The sequence below is a fragment of the Microcystis sp. BLCC-F210 genome, assembly GCF_042134685.1.
GTDB classification, from domain to species: domain Bacteria; phylum Cyanobacteriota; class Cyanobacteriia; order Cyanobacteriales; family Microcystaceae; genus Microcystis; species Microcystis aeruginosa_D.
Genome location: NZ_CP169647.1, coordinates 1,612,869 through 1,628,620, shown reverse-complemented (window position 1 = coordinate 1,628,620; position 15,752 = coordinate 1,612,869). Strand labels below are relative to the sequence as shown.

General features: G+C 41.1%; 16 protein-coding genes and 5 pseudogenes. 11 read left to right on the top strand and 10 right to left on the bottom strand.

Going from position 1 to position 15,752, the window contains the following annotated elements; genetic code table 11:
- Nucleotides 1-126: 126 nt before the first annotated feature.
- Together ACE3JL_RS07785 and ACE3JL_RS07780 are read right to left on the bottom strand one after the other, a co-directional pair.
- A complete protein-coding gene (locus tag ACE3JL_RS07785) occupies nt 127-876 on the bottom strand; it encodes an amino acid ABC transporter ATP-binding protein (RefSeq protein ID WP_287673557.1) in 750 nt (249 codons plus the stop codon).
- A gap of 12 nt (nt 877-888) precedes the next feature.
- A complete protein-coding gene (locus tag ACE3JL_RS07780; RefSeq protein ID WP_375329210.1) occupies nt 889-1,338 on the bottom strand; it encodes a DUF29 domain-containing protein in 450 nt (149 codons plus the stop codon).
- Between the two features lie 196 nt (nt 1,339-1,534).
- Here ACE3JL_RS07780 and ACE3JL_RS07775 point away from each other — a divergent pair.
- The 7 genes and pseudogenes from ACE3JL_RS07775 to grrA all read left to right on the top strand — a co-directional run.
- Nucleotides 1,535-2,206, top strand: a pseudogene (locus tag ACE3JL_RS07775) (type I restriction endonuclease); the annotation flags it as partial.
- A gap of 168 nt (nt 2,207-2,374) precedes the next feature.
- Nucleotides 2,375-2,806 (top strand): annotated as a pseudogene (locus tag ACE3JL_RS07770) (restriction endonuclease); the annotation flags it as partial.
- Nucleotides 2,807-3,104: 298 nt separating this feature from the next.
- Nucleotides 3,105-4,169, top strand: a complete 1,065-nt coding sequence (locus ACE3JL_RS07765) for a sugar transferase (protein WP_271989109.1) — start codon at nt 3,105-3,107, stop codon at nt 4,167-4,169.
- A gap of 24 nt (nt 4,170-4,193) precedes the next feature.
- Nucleotides 4,194-5,153, top strand: coding sequence for a NodZ family protein (locus tag ACE3JL_RS07760; RefSeq protein WP_375329209.1), 960 nt, complete (start codon nt 4,194-4,196; stop codon nt 5,151-5,153).
- A 73-nt stretch (nt 5,154-5,226) separates the two neighbouring features.
- Entirely contained in the window at nt 5,227-6,396 is a 1,170-nt protein-coding gene (locus ACE3JL_RS07755; protein WP_375329208.1) for a PQQ-dependent sugar dehydrogenase, read from the top strand.
- Nucleotides 6,397-6,484: 88 nt separating this feature from the next.
- Nucleotides 6,485-7,384: an extracellular substrate binding-like orphan protein GrrP gene (gene grrP / locus ACE3JL_RS07750; protein WP_079208976.1), complete on the top strand. Its 900-nt coding sequence runs from the start codon at nt 6,485-6,487 to the stop codon at nt 7,382-7,384.
- 14 nt (nt 7,385-7,398) lie between these two features.
- Nucleotides 7,399-7,773 (top strand): GrrA/OscA1 family cyclophane-containing rSAM-modified RiPP, encoded by a 375-nt coding sequence (grrA, locus tag ACE3JL_RS07745; protein ID WP_375329595.1) that lies wholly within the window; start codon nt 7,399-7,401, stop codon nt 7,771-7,773.
- A gap of 278 nt (nt 7,774-8,051) precedes the next feature.
- Here the strand turns inward: grrA and ACE3JL_RS07740 are convergent.
- From ACE3JL_RS07740 to ACE3JL_RS07715, 6 genes and pseudogenes are all read right to left on the bottom strand, one after another.
- Nucleotides 8,052-8,237 (bottom strand): annotated as a pseudogene (locus tag ACE3JL_RS07740) (transposase); the annotation flags it as partial.
- Nucleotides 8,238-8,482: 245 nt separating this feature from the next.
- On the bottom strand, nt 8,483-8,623 hold the full coding sequence (locus ACE3JL_RS07735) for a hypothetical protein (RefSeq protein WP_271989103.1): 141 nt from the start codon (nt 8,621-8,623) through the stop codon (nt 8,483-8,485).
- Between the two features lie 390 nt (nt 8,624-9,013).
- Nucleotides 9,014-9,100, bottom strand: a pseudogene (locus tag ACE3JL_RS07730) (DUF2887 domain-containing protein); the annotation flags it as partial.
- Nucleotides 9,084-9,233, bottom strand: a complete 150-nt coding sequence (locus ACE3JL_RS07725) for a hypothetical protein (RefSeq protein WP_375329207.1) — start codon at nt 9,231-9,233, stop codon at nt 9,084-9,086. The pseudogene ACE3JL_RS07730 and the gene ACE3JL_RS07725, both read right to left, overlap by 17 nt.
- Nucleotide 9,234: 1 nt before the next feature.
- Nucleotides 9,235-10,782 carry a mercuric reductase gene (locus tag ACE3JL_RS07720; RefSeq protein WP_375329206.1) on the bottom strand — a complete coding sequence of 516 codons (1,548 nt, stop codon included), beginning with the start codon at nt 10,780-10,782 and terminating at the stop codon, nt 9,235-9,237.
- Nucleotides 10,783-11,124: 342 nt separating this feature from the next.
- A complete protein-coding gene (locus ACE3JL_RS07715; protein ID WP_271992862.1) occupies nt 11,125-11,880 on the bottom strand; it encodes a TVP38/TMEM64 family protein in 756 nt (251 codons plus the stop codon).
- A 178-nt stretch (nt 11,881-12,058) separates the two neighbouring features.
- On the opposite strand from ACE3JL_RS07715, the gene ACE3JL_RS07710 reads away from it, so the two are divergent.
- Nucleotides 12,059-12,241 carry a hypothetical protein gene (locus ACE3JL_RS07710; RefSeq protein ID WP_002763844.1) on the top strand — a complete coding sequence of 61 codons (183 nt, stop codon included), beginning with the start codon at nt 12,059-12,061 and terminating at the stop codon, nt 12,239-12,241.
- On the opposite strand, the pseudogene ACE3JL_RS07705 reads toward ACE3JL_RS07710, so the two are convergent.
- Nucleotides 12,242-12,529 (bottom strand): annotated as a pseudogene (locus ACE3JL_RS07705) (response regulator); the annotation flags it as partial. It lies immediately after the preceding gene.
- A gap of 382 nt (nt 12,530-12,911) precedes the next feature.
- Entirely contained in the window at nt 12,912-13,910 is a 999-nt protein-coding gene (locus ACE3JL_RS07700; RefSeq protein ID WP_375329205.1) for an IS630 family transposase, read from the bottom strand.
- Between the two features lie 71 nt (nt 13,911-13,981).
- Here ACE3JL_RS07700 and ACE3JL_RS07695 point away from each other — a divergent pair, with 71 nt between their 5' ends.
- The 3 genes from ACE3JL_RS07695 (at nt 13,982) to ACE3JL_RS07685 (ending at nt 15,415) form a co-directional block, all read left to right on the top strand.
- Entirely contained in the window at nt 13,982-14,449 is a 468-nt protein-coding gene (locus ACE3JL_RS07695; protein ID WP_375329204.1) for a hypothetical protein, read from the top strand.
- Between the two features lie 199 nt (nt 14,450-14,648).
- Nucleotides 14,649-15,023, top strand: a complete 375-nt coding sequence (locus tag ACE3JL_RS07690; RefSeq protein ID WP_375329203.1) for a DUF433 domain-containing protein — start codon at nt 14,649-14,651, stop codon at nt 15,021-15,023.
- Entirely contained in the window at nt 15,020-15,415 is a 396-nt protein-coding gene (locus tag ACE3JL_RS07685) for a DUF5615 family PIN-like protein (RefSeq protein ID WP_375329202.1), read from the top strand. The genes ACE3JL_RS07690 and ACE3JL_RS07685 overlap by 4 nt, the downstream gene beginning before the upstream one ends.
- Nucleotides 15,416-15,752 lie beyond the last annotated feature (337 nt).

The following is a 15,752-nucleotide window of genomic DNA, read 5'->3' as shown; positions in this document are numbered from 1 at the left end:
AGCGCGAAGGCAATTCGCCCCGATAATAATATTATCGCACCAATGGTAGGGGCGCATCGCGTGCGCCCAAATCTAATATAGATATTTCGACAAAATTGAGATGCAGCCTCATCAAGTCATGGAAAATCAAAGAATTTTTGCTAAAAATTGCTGAGTTCGATCGGATTGGGGATGATTAAAAAATTCTGCTGGGGGAGCAATTTCCAAAATTAAACCCTGATCCATAAATACCACTCGATCGGCCACTTCTCGCGCAAATCCTACCTCGTGGGTGACACAAACCATGGTCATCCCCGATTTGGCTAAACTTTGCATCGTTTCCAAGACTTCTCGCACCATTTCTGGGTCTAAAGCTGAAGTCGGTTCATCGAATAACATCACCTTCGGCTGCATAGCTAAAGCGCGAACGATTGCCACCCGCTGCTGTTGTCCTCCCGATAACTGAGGGGGATATTTAAGCGCTTGTTCGAGAATACCAACTTTTTCGAGGAGTTTTGTCGCTATTTCCTCCGCTTGCGCTTTTTTCCAACCGCGCACCCAGATGGGACCAAGGGTGACATTATCTAATACCGTCAGATGGGGAAAGAGGTTAAATTGTTGAAAAACCATGCCGACTTCCTGACGGATTGCCTCGATATTTTTGAGGTTGTGGGACACAGTTATTCCGTCAATAATAATGCGGCCTTTTTGATAGGATTCTAACCCGTTAAAAGTGCGAATAAAGGTGGATTTTCCTGAACCGGACGGCCCCATAATCACGACAACTTCCTGTTTATTAACGGTGAGATTCACTCCCCGCAAAGCATGAAAGCGGTTATCATACCATTTTTCCACCGCTTCGGCAATTATAATCGGTTCACTGTTGTGAGAGTCCATATTTTTGAGAGTTTATTGATTATCTGTATCGGGAAACCACTGTTTCTCAAGAATTTGTCTCAGAGAGTAGGGACAAATTATCGGTAAATTTTTTAATCCTGTCTTTTTTTCGGCAATTAAGCGAGCGTTTTCATAGATATTTTCTAACTCTAGTTCTAGAAATTTGCTTAAATCGGTGGTGAGCTTATCTTCTAATTGTACTCGAAAAGTGATCATCTTTGCCGCCCAATGATTACTATTTCTTTCTCTTTCTGTTGTCCAAAATTGATAGATTAGGAGATGGATTATTATTTGTAAACTTAAACTTTTAACAGCAGTTTTTTCCCTTCGTCCCCAAGCTGCCAACTCCTCGATTAAATGTTCGTAATCTAACTGATCTAACTGACGATTTTTTAATAACTCGATCGTCTCGCTTAACCAGCGATCGTACTCCCGTTCATAAAGCTGTTCTAAAGCAAGCATTGTCTTTGAGCAAATGGCGACATTATTATTAAAAATAACCCGTATCTAGGAATGATAGCATAAAAGATGCAGTTGATTAGTGTAAATATTTGTGAATCAATGATGATGACAGTCAAAAATGCTTGACCATGAGGTAAAAAAAAGGTTAAATTATGGTTAGGCTGAGAACCCACACATCCTAGATAATGAGGCTATCATGGATTTAATCGATAAACTCAAAGCAATTGCTCAAAAAGTTGAAACCTCTCGTTCTCAAATCCAAAACGAACAGGCAACCAAAACAGCTTTTATTATGCCTTTTTTGCAAGCATGGGGTTACGATGTATTCAATCCCATGGAAGTTCACCCCGAATATAGTGCCGATTTAACTGGATTAAAAGGGGAAAAAGTAGATTATGCTATTTGTTTGGACAATCAACCGATTATTTTGATGGAATGTAAAAGCTGTCATCAAAATCTTGAGCATCCTAAACATAGTTCCCAACTGCATCGATATTTTATCGCAACTGGAGCTAACTTTGGAGTTTTAACTAATGGGATTATCTATCGGTTTTATACGGATATCGTCAAGGATAATATCATGGACGATAAGCCATTTTTTGAGTTTAACATTCTCGACTTTGACGAATCTTCTGTTAACGAATTAAAACGATTTTCTAAATCTACTAACTTCGATCCTGACGCAATAAAAGAGGCTGCTCGCATTAAAAAAGTGATTGCCCAGCAATTAAATGATCCTTCCCCCGAATTTGTTAAGTTTTTTGTTAGTCATGTGTATTCTGGGGTGAGAACTGCATCGGTTGTCAAAAAATTCAAAGAAATTATTAAGCGTTCTCTCAAAGAGTATATCAATGATATCATCAAAGAAAAATGGCTCTACCGAACCTGTCATGCAAAAATATCAACAACTCATGCTTGTAAAGCTTGTACAATAGGGCTTTGAGTTTTTGTTAGATTGATATTTATCAACTTTAGAGCATTGCTGGACTGAGAGGGAGCTTGGGGAATTTTCTACAGTGTAAGTTCGGAAGAACCAGAAAAATTTGAGGAAGTTTTAGGAAAAGAACCCGAACCAAATTCTGCTAATACATCAGTAGTACGAGAGCCTCCACCAGAAAAACCAGAGGAACCTGAAATTAATCCCGAAAAACTGGAAGTATTTTACATTATTAAATCAATTCTACGGGAAGAAATCAATACCGCACGCATTCAATACAAAGACACTAGAAGTTATTTTGGTATCAACTTAGATGGAAAAGTAACCAAAACAGTCTGTCGTCTGTGGTTCAAAAAAACTGGCAAGAAATCAATCAGTATTCCCGATAACGTCGAAACTGGTAAAGAAGCAACCACCAATATAGACAGTCTTGATGAAGTTTATGGAGTCGCTGAATTTCTGAAATCTCGTATCCGCTATCTGACTCAAGATATTTATAAAAGCAAGTCAGAAAAAACGGAAAGTATCTAAAATAATTAGCCCCTATCTCTTTAATGACCGATAGGGGTTTTTAAGGATATGATTTTTAGTAATCGCTGATTATGGTTGTAAAATTTTATCTAGGGATAGGAAGTTACGGTTAATAAGTGGTCATGAAAAGGAGATAGAATATCCGAACATTATAATAAAAGTGTTCTCTCAAGTTAAGGTCAAAAAATTCTAGCTGGGAGTTATCGAAGTGTGATTAAGCTTGACAAACTCAAATTAAGGTGTTACCATATTGGGCATGATTTGTGCAGATGTTGAAATTTTTATTTTGCGGTAGTCTATGAATTTAACAAGTTTAGCAATGTCTCTTGATGAAGTGCCTTTACCTAGTTCTTTGCCACCAGTTATTTTAATAGTTTTTACTCGTCCCGATCTACTCAAGGAAGTTTTAAAGGGTTTAACCCAACAGACTCTATCTCCTCGTCAGATCATTGCCTATGTGGATGGGCCAAGAAGTGAACGGGATCTACCCCTGATCGATCAAACAATTGCTTTACTGCAAGAGTTCTCTAGTAAAATTCCAGTAGATATAAGGTTAAGACCACAAAATTTGGGCTGTGATCAAAATATCATTTTGTCTTTAACAGAAGTACTATCCACTTATGAATCTGTTGTTTACTTGGAAGATGATAACTTTCCCAATCCATATTTTTATGATAGTATGTGCCGTCTGCTAGAGGCATACCGTGAACATAAAAAAATCTTTTCGATTAGCGGATATGCAGCCTTTCCAGAACAAGCATATCATTTGATCGAAGAGGATTTTGCCCTCTCTCATAGAGTCTTTTCTTGGGGATTCGGTATCTGGGCCGATCGCTGGAATGATATCGCTCTCATCAATCAGCCAAAACAATATAATCCTTTTGGAAAGTTCTATAATATACCCGCCACCGTGCAAACAAAAATGACTATAATAAACCAATTCTGGCTAGAGAGAAATGAGCAAACTGACTGGGTTATTACTCTTACTCTTGCATCTTTGTATCAAAATCGGGTTCATCTCATTCCCAAAACTTCTTTGATCTATAATATTGGTTTTGGACACCCAGAATCTAAAAATTACAAAGGTAAAGAACCATCATGGGTAAACTCTGCCTATAGTTCCTCATTCCGCCCCAATAGCTTACCTACCAGTCTTGAGTTAATTGACCTCTTAAAAAATCAGATTAGTGGGGTAGAATTAGCGCATTACCTGTATCGAAAGGGCATTTCTATTAATTTAGAAGCACTATTTTACTACCTGAAAAAATATCATGACCTTCAAAGTCGACTAGAATTTGTGAAGCTATTTATGGTTCACTCCCCCTTTAGTTTCAAAAAAACTCGCCGTCGCCTAGGTTTATAGTTTAGTAGATACTTAATAGAAAATATGAATAGCTCTAGAAAGTTTCTGATTTGTAAAGGTTCCTCTGGCATGGGAAACCGAATTCTGGCCGCCTGTGGTGCAATAATCTATAGTGAAATTAGTAATCGCCAGTTAGTTATTGATTGGCGAGATAATACTTATTGTCATGACGATATCAACTCCTTCCCTCTATTTTTTAACTGTCCAAAGACAAGTTCAGTAGAATCTATACCTGATAGCAAGTCTGTCTATCCTGAGATATGGATTGATAAGTTAGATCAATCTTTTGGTGGACTAAGAAAAGATTTAAGGATTTCGGATCAATCTATGTCGGTTGAATTATCTAGAACAAATTATGAGAGTGAGATTCTGGTTTTCTGTGCCTATACTCATAAAATCAACCAGATGAGACAACTTTTTCATGGAAAGTTCGATTACTTGGCAAAAATGGATGATCGTACTATTATCAAACAGGTATTAAACTCTCATCTAAGACTGAAACCTGAAATTGTTCAGCCTATTGAAGATTTTAAATCATCTCGCTTGGGAGTGAATACCCTAGGCGTTCATGTCAGATATACAGATATGAAGATTCCTTTAGATAAGCTAATTAGTACTACTAAAAAAATCAACAAAAACAATAAATTTAACAGCATTTTCTTGTCCACAGATTCTCAAGAAGTTGTTGAGAAATTTCAACAGGAATTCACAAATATTATCACCACACCAAAATGGTTTCCACCATCGGGAGAAAGAATGCACCAGAACTGGGATCAGTGTCCCGATCGCGTTCAAAATGGCATAGAAGCATTAATGGATATGTATTTGTTAGCCAGTTGCAATGATTTGATTTTTTCTTCTCAGTCCTCCTTTGGTTTAGTGGCATCAATCCTAAGTAAAGCGAGGAAGCAACATCTCCACGATGTGAATTCTTCTTCATTCATTGAAAAAGTAAAAGCTAAAATTAGAGGTATTGTCAAATAGTTTGTACGAGCAATTAACCCGAACCAACCTTAATGATGTCTATGCCATGGCAAACTTGGGAAGTTACCAACTCATGCTTAATTCTCTCAATCGCATTTTCTCGCCTTTAGTATCTAGCGTTTTCCTTACCATAATTATCTCCAGTTGTCAAGGTTCAAGTGTATTAACTTCTGCCAATAATTCCCAGAGAAATCAATGGCAAAAAGTGACCGTAATCGAGGGTTTAGAGCATCCTTGGTCGATGGTTTGGCTACCTAACCGGGAAATCCTGATCACAGAGCGCCCCGGTCGTTTAAGAGTGGTTAGAGAGGGCAAATTAGACCCAAAAGCCATCCCTGGAGTTCCCGAAGTTTTTGCCGTCGGACAAGGAGGACTGCTGGATGTGGCAATTCATCCCCAATTTGCCCAAAATCGCTGGATTTATCTAACTTATGCCCACGGAGACCAGAAGGCTAATCGTACCCGCGTCGCTCGTGCGGTTTATGATGGTGCAAGTTTGCGAGATCTGCGGGTTATTTTTGAAGTTTCCCAGACAAAAACCGGCTCTCAACACTTCGGTTCGCGGTTATTATGGCTACCGGATGACACTTTATTGGTAGCGATTGGGGACGGGGGTAATCCTCCCCTACAATTAGGGGGAGATTTAATTAGAAAACAGTCCCAAAATCTGCAAAGTCATTTAGGTAAAATTATCCGCATCAATGACGATGGTTCTATACCGAAAGATAATCCTTTTGGTGGTTCTAAAATTTGGAGTTATGGTCATCGGAATATTCAAGGAATCAGCTTCGATCCAATGACTAAAAGAGTCTGGGCAACAGAACACGGAGCGAAAGGAGGGGATGAATTAAATTTAATTGAAAAAGGTAAAAATTATGGTTGGCCAGTGGTTTCTGCTAGTCAAGAGTACGGCACTAATAACCCAGTTTCCCTCGAAGAATCTCGCCCTGGTTTGATCGATCCGAAAATAATTTGGACACCAGCGATTGCTCCTTCGGGATTGGTCTTTTATACTGGTAGTCGCTTTCCTAATTGGCAGGGAAATTTATTCGCCGGTGGCTTAGTTTCCAGAGATATTCGCCGTCTGGAAGTGGATAAATCGGGTGAAATTATCAATCAAGAAGTGATTCCCATCGGTCAGAGGGTGCGGGATGTGCGTCAAAGTCCCGACGGATTTTTATACCTGCTCACCGATGAAGGTAACGGCCAATTAATTCGCCTTGAACCGCCATCTAATTTGTAAAAGTTCACAGAAATTATTATGGAAACCTTGAAGATTTTTTAGCGACTTCTAGTATAGTTATGTTTGTACGGGAGTAAGCACTCGATTTATGAAGAAAATTTTACAGTTAGTGGGACTAGGTTGTATATTACCTATGTTCCTCGCCAGTGCGAGTTTAGCGGAAACAGTGGTGGAAAAAGTGGCTCGCACGGGATTTTTGACCGTAGGAACCCGTTTTGATGCAATTCCCTACTCCTACATCAATGATAAGGGGGAATTAGTCGGCTATTCTATGGATGTGTTGGAACGAATTAGAAAACGATTGGAAACTCGTCTCGGTCGTCCCGTCACCCTGCAAATGATTGAAGCTAACCAACCTGGAGAGAAAATTAATCTCATTCGTAGCGGGGAAATAGATATCGCTTGTAGTACGGCTTTTACTTGGGAAAGGGCGAAAGTGGTCGATTTTTCCATCAGTTACAGCATTTCTGGGATTAGGATTTTAGCCAAAAAAGGAAGCAATCTCTCCACTCCTCAATCCCTAATCGGTAAACGCATCGCCTTGGTTCCCACTTCCGCGGCCGTGGATGTGATTAAATTAGTACAACCGCAAGCGACAATTGTTACTACCTACAGCACCGTAGAAGAAGCGATCGAAGCTTTAAAAACCGGTAAAATCGACGCAATAGCAGGGGATAGCATTTCTTTAGCGGGAACAATCCTCAGAGATAACCCTAAAATCTACGAAATTGTCCCCGAAGAAGCTCTAGCTAATTTTGGCATTGCTTGCATGGTTCCTGAAAATAACTCTACTTTTTTGGATGATGTCAACTATGCCATTGTTAAAATGATGCAGGATTACATCACCAATGATACGGCTACCGTTAGTCAAATCGACCGCTGGTTCGGTAGTCAAGGCATGGTTCCCATCCCCCCAGAATTATTAAAAGGGTTTTTTGCCTTCAAAGTTATCGAACACGCCCAAATTAATCCCCAAGAAGCCAAATAGGAGCATAAATTCAGGTGAATATCAGCAATAAAACTGGTTTAGTCGGCTTTCTTCTCGCTTTATCTGCCTTCGGTCTGACTAGTGCCGCCCAGGCCGCCTCAGACGAGGCTAATCCCATTGAGGCGCGTTTAAGTCGTCTATCTAGCGCTGTACGCGAACGAGTTAACAAACTGCCGGAAGGTACTGCCGATCCCAGTTTACAAGCTTTAGGCTGGGGAGATGGTCGCGGTCGCGGTTGGGGGAATAGTCGTGCTGGTGGTTGGGTAGATGGGCGCGGTGGCAGTTTCGTTAATGGGCGGCCCTGGCGTAATGGTTGGTCTGACGGTGGCGGTTTCTTTAATTCCCGACCGCGCTGGGGTAATGGTGGCGGTTTCTTAAATCGTTGGTAATTAGCGACTGTCTTGATTGTCAAGGGGTAACTCAAAAAACAATCAAGGAGTTGCTGTCGAATCCCCGGCACGGTTTTTAGTAAATTAACTTTCTCGAGCCATTGTTGGTTAGCTTGGGTCACTTCCTCAATTTCTTGATTGAGTTTTTCGAGGCAGTTATCGAGATACTCTAAATGGGCTTCGATATCGGCCAAAGTTTTACCGCGAGCGCGTTCCCGTCGGTTTTTTTCGGCAGTCCGCATCTCGACAAGTTGCCGGCGACGACTAATTAAGTCGCCCAATTGACGAGATTCTTCCGACTCAACCGCTAATATTTGTGGTTGCATTGCCTCGCCAAAATGAGCTAAAATTTGAGCGTCAATGGCATCGGTTTTGGCTAATTTACCAGTGGCTTTAGCAAAGTCTCTTCCTTGACGGGGATTAATTAAGGCTACAGGTAAATCCGCTTCTTGTAATTGAATCACCAGTTCAGTTTCTAAACCTCCTGTCGCTTCCAGAACGATGAGGTTGACAGTGTAAGATTTGGCTCTTCGTTACTTGTTATGGTTCGATAGGGGCCATAAATCGACTAAATCCTTATCTGGCAAAAGACTTAATTGATCAGCCCGCTTTAGATAAAAAACAATTGACAAAAATCGCTAAATGCCTTTCTATATAAGGGTTCCATCCCTTATAACTCCCGTACATTGCATGACACAAACCGAAGAGCCTAAGATTTTAGGGTTTCGACCAGTTTAGATATGTCCTCCTTTGTGTTAGCAACTTTCATCGCTTTACCCATCGGACGGAGGTAAACATCTAGGGTCGCTTTACTAATGTCAATGCCTACCCATTGAGAGATATTTTCCATGATTGAACCTAACTAAAGCAAGCAGAATTGATGGTTATTTTGGAGAGCATCCCCTTGATTTTACTCATCCTTGCCCGATACGGTCTCTTAGCTTAACAATTGATTGTTTTCGCCACGACCCCGGCGACTGTTCGAGTTTTGTCAGGGAGATTATGGTGGTGACCCTTGCTACGAAGCGGTCTTTTCCGACCAAGGTTGGGACGGTCTACCAGCTCTCTCAATATACAAGGTTGGGTGAGGGGATAACTTTATCCTCGTCCCAACCCCGGTTTTATACTAAATCCAGTTATTAAAAACTGATTATTTATTCCCCCTTTTGCCTCTTGCCTCTTGCCTTTTGCCTATCCTGATATGTTACCTATACTCAACGGATTTAGTATTACGATAAAATCTCGGGTTATTATTTTGAAGCAGAAAGACTCCATCAAGACGAAAGGAAAGTGGTTTGACTTCCACTGAGTCAAAGCGGTTGGTATTTCTCCAACTGGTACTCTTGCCATTTACCCCACCCCCGTTCGGTGAGGGATTGGGGGTTTCCCAACTGCGCGGCTGCTTCCCGCCAGAATTGTTCAAAGTTCTGCCGTAGTTCTGTCTGGTGGCAATCATTCATTTTAACGCGATAATTTACTCAACAATTCCAAGAGTTTTTTACTATTAGGAGTCAAGAGAGTTCGACGATAGGCATCGGCGGCCTTTTTAATCGCTTCTGCTTGGGTGGGATAGGGATGAATAACAGTAGAGAGTTTACTCAGTCCGATTTTGGCAACCATAGCGGTGGTAATTTCGGAAATCATCTCACCAGCGTGAGCAGCGACGATAGTAGCCCCTAAAATTTGGTCGGAACCTTGTTTGTGAATAATTTTTAAAAAACCATCCGTTTCCCCATCAGTGATAGCTCGATCGACTATACTCAAAGGAATTTTAATAGTATTACTGACCAATCCCCGGGTCTGTGCTTGGGTTTCATCCATACCCACATGGGCGATTTCTGGGTCGGTATAAGTGACCCAAGGCATAACTAAATTACTGAGCTTATCGCGTCCGAAACCGAAGGGAGAAAAGAGAGTATTTTTAATCAGAATACGGGCGGCTGCATCGGCTGCATGGGTAAATTTCCAATCCATACAGATATCACCGGCCGCATAAATTTTCGGGTTAGTAGTTTGCAGATAATCATTGACGTTAACTCCCCGACGAGTATCGTATTCCACGGCCACCGCTTCTAAATTTAATCCTGACACATTAGGCTCCCGGCCAGCAGCGACTAAAATCTCGTCAACGGTGATAGTTGCTCCTTGACCGTTGCTAGTGTATTCAATGGTTTTACCCCGCTCATTTTTTCTTGCCCGTTCAATTTGGCAAGAGAGAATTAATTGCATTCCTTCCCGCAGGAAAGTATTCTCAATAATTTCGGCTGCTTCTTGGTCTTCTTTATTCAAAAGATGGGAATGATTATGAAATAAAATCACCTGTGCGCCTAACCTTTGAAAAGCTTGGGCTAATTCACAACCAATCGGCCCGCCACCGATAACAGCTAATCGGGGAGGTAATTCTGTGAGGGAAAAAATTGTTTCATTGGTATAAAATCCCGCCGCTTGTAGTCCGGGGATATCGGGATGAAAGGCCCTAGCACCAGTGGCAATAACGGCTTTTTTATAAGTGAGGGTTTTTCCCTCCACTGCCACGGCATTTTGTCCTAAAAAACGAGCGCTACCCAAGAAGACATCGATACCTAGTTTTTGGAAACGTTGCACCGAATCATGAGGGCTAATATCGGCGCGAATTTGCCGCATTCTGGTCATTACTCTGGCAAAATCTACTCTAGTATCCCCAATATCAATTCCTAATTTTTTGGCTTTCTCAATTTCCCCGATAATTCTAGAGGAACGAATCAGACATTTAGAAGGAATACAACCAAAATTGAGGCAATCGCCCCCCATTAAGTGTTTTTCCACTAAAGCCACTTTTAAACCTATATCTAAACCCGCCGCCCCCGCCGCTACGACTAAACCCGCAGTACCCGCACCAATGACGACTAAATCATAACAATCTTGGGGTTGTGGATTGAGCCAATCGGCAGGATGAACATAATTAACTAATTTTTGATTATGTTTGTCCATGGGGAGAACATCAACTTTTTTAGAGCTATTTTCAAACATATTAGACCTCTTGTAAAAATCAAAAATTGTTGTTAGGGTTAGGAGTCAGTAGCCAGTAGTCAGTAGTCAGGAGAATTAAGAATGAATGATAATCAGTTAAATGGTCTATTTACAGATTTTATGCAATTTAATTCTTATTTTTGCCGTTTTTGAACCCTGAAAAATTAATTATGCAAGAGGTTTATTAAAGCAGTTATAGCAATTCCCATAGTTGTGAGGTGCAGAGTCTTAGGTTTTGAGGAGTCAGGATTCAGGAGTCAGGAGGCGGCTTTTTTCTCCCCACACCCTACACCCTACTTCCCCATTCCCCCACTTCCCCAACCCCCGACTGATAACTGATTACTATTCACTGATAACTGATGCCAGGGCCTGACGAGCAATTTTTGTGACATAGAGGGTGACAGCAACGGTAGCGATAAAACCGATCAGGCGAATAGTCCATTGTAAAGTTGGGTTAGTGGCTGGTGTTGCAGTGCCGATAGTGGCAAGACTGCCCGCTAAAGAACCAATATAGACATACATTATCGTCCCCGGAATCATACCCACGGAACCTAGTAGATAATCTTTCAGAGAAACCCCAGTAACACCATAGGCATAATTGAGGAGATTAAAGGGAAATACGGGAGATAACCGGGTTAAAAGCACTATTTTTAAGCCTTCTCTCCCCACAGCTTCATCGATAGCTTGAAATTTATGATTACCTTGAATTTTTTTTTCCACCCAACCTCTAGCTAAATAACGTCCCACCAGAAAAGCAGCAGCGGCGCCGATAGTTGCCCCGATAAAGACGTAAAAAGAGCCTAAAACCACGCCAAAAACCACACCAGCCCCTAAAGTCAGGATTGAACCCGGAAAAAAGGCCACAGTAGCCAGAATATAGATAATTATAAACGCGATCGCTCCCACAGACCCCAAACTATCCACCCAAGTTAAGGCATTGAAAAGAATAGTTTGAGGATTAAAACCTGTGGAGGTCATGGATTCAACAGCAAAAGCAGGGGGAGTAGTCAGGAGCAAACTGGCACTAAAGGCGATCACTAAGGGGAAATAACGGGAAATAACCAGTTTTTTCCCGTTGCTGGATTGGGAAATAATCATCACAAGTCCCTCAAGGGAGAATGAAAGAGGTATGAGTTTAGGAGCCTTGCGGGTTTAGAATATCAGGGTTTGTCCCCAGTTTCTCTTTTTCTTTTTAGCACCCGTAGCGTCCTTCTATAGCTGATTACTGATCCAGGCCGACTGATATATAATCGCAGTCAGTACCAGAGGGTGAATTATGGATAAAACCAGCTTGATCGATAAAGTGCAACAAATGGCTAATAAACGGGATTATTTACTGCAATTGCGCGATAAACCCGACATTGGGGGACTGAGATTGGATGTTAATCAAGCTCTTGAGGAGTTGGATGAATTACTCGATGAGTTTCAAGCAACTTTTCCTGAAGAAAAACTTAGTTAACTATCCGACTCGACGGAATTGATCTTTGTCCGATTGTGCTAATTTTCCCAAGTCATCGATCGCTTTGATCAGAGCTTGGGAAGATATATCTTTAGGGTAGTATAGGTCAAAAGCTGTACTTTGATTATTTTTTTCCATTGGAAGCTTTGCCAAGGAACTATAGGCGATAATGCGAATATAAGGGTAGAATTGTTTGATTTGAATAGCGGCGCTGTGTCCATCTAAGACAGGCATCCCTATATCTAAAATAATTACATCTGATTGATAAATTTTCGCCAAGTCGATCGCCTAAAAAACAACTATCTCCCGATAGCGATCGCTAAAGGTCGAATAATTGTAAATTTTTGTCAAGGGGGAGGTCAGACAGAGGAATCATCGCTAGAATAAGCCCAGTGGACAGGCCTCCCAAAACGCTCAGTTTCGCCTTCAGTTCTCCTGCCTGCCGCTCAGGGGGAGCGTTAAGCCGCTTAACCCACTACTGGGGGCGTATGCAAATACATTTTATCGGTGACCAAATTTGATACGTTTCTTAAATCTTTGTAGGTGACGATGGCATCAAGATTTGATATACAAATTCAACTTCACTTTCAAGGAAGGCAACAAGAAGGGTTAGTTGACTCTGGGGATGTGCTGAAATTATTAGATGTGGTTGAGTCTGCGGTATAAGTACCTAGGCAAAATTAATTACATACTCGCCTCCAAAATTGTCCAGCACTTTTTTAACGTAAGCGAGGAGGCTTTTTCGGTCTTTATAGGCGCTAAATTCAATCCATTCATATTTTAAAAATCTCCATAATATTTCAATTAAATTTAAATGAGGTGAATAAGTGGACAACCAAAATATTTTCAAGTTTTTCTTTTCCCATTCCTCAAGTTTCTCGATAAATGCATCGCTGGTATGAATGGAAGCTTGGTCAATTATTATGACAGTTTTTTTCTGTATATTTTGGCAATATTTATCCAGAAAATTGATAACTATCTCGCTAGTAACCGTTCCGACCTGTGTCTCATAAAATAATTGATTATCTCGTTTCATTATTCCTAAAATATTTAGTCTTTTACCTTCAATTGTTGGTAACTTTATCATGGTTTTTTCTTCTTGCCAAGCATAAGGAATACAAGGCTTTGAATCCCATCCCATTTCATCCAAATATCCTATCTCAATCTCTCCTCTTTTTTCCTGTTTTTTGAGTTCTTCTAAAATAGGTAGTTTGACCTCAAGCTCCCACTCATCAGGGGTTTTGCCCAACCCTCTTCTCACCCTTTTCCACCTCATGTTGATTTTTTTTATTAGTCTTTTTATCGTGTCTTTGCTTATGGTTAATTTCCATTCTTCTACAATTTTGATCTGGATTTTTTTTAAGCTTTTCGGTTCTTCTTTTACCCAGTCAATAACTTGTTGACCTTGGGCTTCTGTCAATTTAGGTTTTCTCCCTCTTCCTCGACGATTATAAAAACCAATTAGTTTTCTATCCTCCCAGTTCGTCAACCAATTATAGATGGTCTTTCTCGTAACTCCAAATATTCCGCTCAATTCTTCTATCGTGGTTCCCTGAAAACTTAAGAGTATACATTTCGCTCGCTCTCTTACTTGATGATGTTTACTAGCTCGATAAATTCTCTCTAGCATTTTCTGGCTCTCGGGGTTTAGGTCTCTAATCAATCTCATTGTATTTTCCTGCTACTTCGTTTTTTCATGTATTATACTTCTTAATTTTTTATTTGGGTAATTAATTTTGCATGACTACTTATGACTCAGATCGAGATGATGTCATACGGGCTGCAACAGCATTGCAAATTAGGTCAGTTGAAAGAGATGCCTGTCTTGAGAGGCTCAGACATTATCGACATAAACGATTGTTGTTAGAATCGGCTCGTCCAGGTTCTCTTGAACTCTTTGGGCTGATCGCAGCGGTTGGCTATTTCGTATTGGACAAGACAATTGGGGAATCCTTCAGTGATGGCTATAAAAATAGCGAGCTTCACAGGCGGCTAAAAGAGTTCTTCCAGAGACTGATTGACGAAAAAGCATTAAAAATAGCTGAAAGTATCCGACGGGTAATCGCATCTCGAAAAATCCAAGCCCAAGTGAGGGCATTGCCGCCAGCAGATGATAATTCTCCTCATATTATTGTGATAGACATATCACCAGTTCAAAAGCCTTCAGATGCAGAAGAGCTTATGACACTTGGACGAGCACTTGAATAAGTGTATAATTAGGGATAGCGTTTATGCGTTTTTGTAGGCGTATTTGCCGATATTCAACGATTCTCGATAAATCTGAGTCATTCTGACCAAACCTGTTAATTCGGGTGTTTGAGCGACCAGTGTAAGGGTGGGCGTAGCTCACCCTTATATTTTTGATAGAATACAAGTCAGTGAACGCAGATATTAGGAGGCTTTGGCTATGGCTCCAGCATCTAATGGAAAAACTGATATCATTCGTACAGAGCGAGGATTAACGATCGCAGGTACTCGCATCACCCTCTACGATGTGATGGATTACGTAACGGAACACTATCCACCAAAGTTTATCCGTGCCATGCTTGATCTTACTAATGAGCAGGTAAATGCTGCGCTATCTTATATTGAGACATACCGTGCGGAAGTTGAGGCAGAGTATCAGCTTGTCCTGAAGGAAGCCGAAGAATTGCGACAGTATTACGAAGAACAAAATCGTGAGCGAGTTGCCCGTATTGCTGCTAAGCCGCCAAAACCAGGCACAGAAGCCATTCGAGCAAAACTTCAAGCGGAAAAAGCCAAGTTTGCATCACGGGCATGAATTTTCTAGTTGATCATAACTTACGAGGACATTCTGTTGTCCTCGCCGGGAGCCTTGCTGCGAGTGGTTGGCTTGACTTGATCTCGATTCGCTTTATTCTGTTTGAAGAAGTTGGGTTAGCTGTCACGAGCGATGATCGCGTTGTTTGGCGGTATGCCCAAGCCAATCAGATGATCCTGATCACCGCTAACCGAAGCATGAAAGGCAAAGATTCCCTGGAGCAAGTGATGCGGGAGGAAAATACCCCCACATCATTACCCGTCGTGACAATCGGTAATATTGAGCGACTACTTGCCGAGCCAGATTATCGCGATCGTTGCGTTAACCGTTTGGTTGATATTGTAGTTGATATTGAAGATTATCAAGGCGCAAGACGCATTTTTATTCCGTGACGCGCCGAATGCTAGAGCCGTTGAATTCTATCTGTAGGGACACGGCATAACGGGTTCATTATACTGAATCGGTTTTTAATAGTATGATTAACTGCCAATCCCACTTGAAAAACCCGCTCCCTTCTCCCCACTGCTGTAACAAAAAACAACTATCCCCTGATAGCGATCGCTAAAGGTCGAATAATTATAAATTTTTGTCAAGGGGTGTGGTCAGACAGAGGAATTATCGCTAGAATGAGCCTAAATTGTCAGGAATTTAGTTAAACAAGGTTTTTGGCAATATGCTAATCTGGCTAACAGGCTTTTGGGGGTGATATAGGGAAAAGTTCCGGCGATT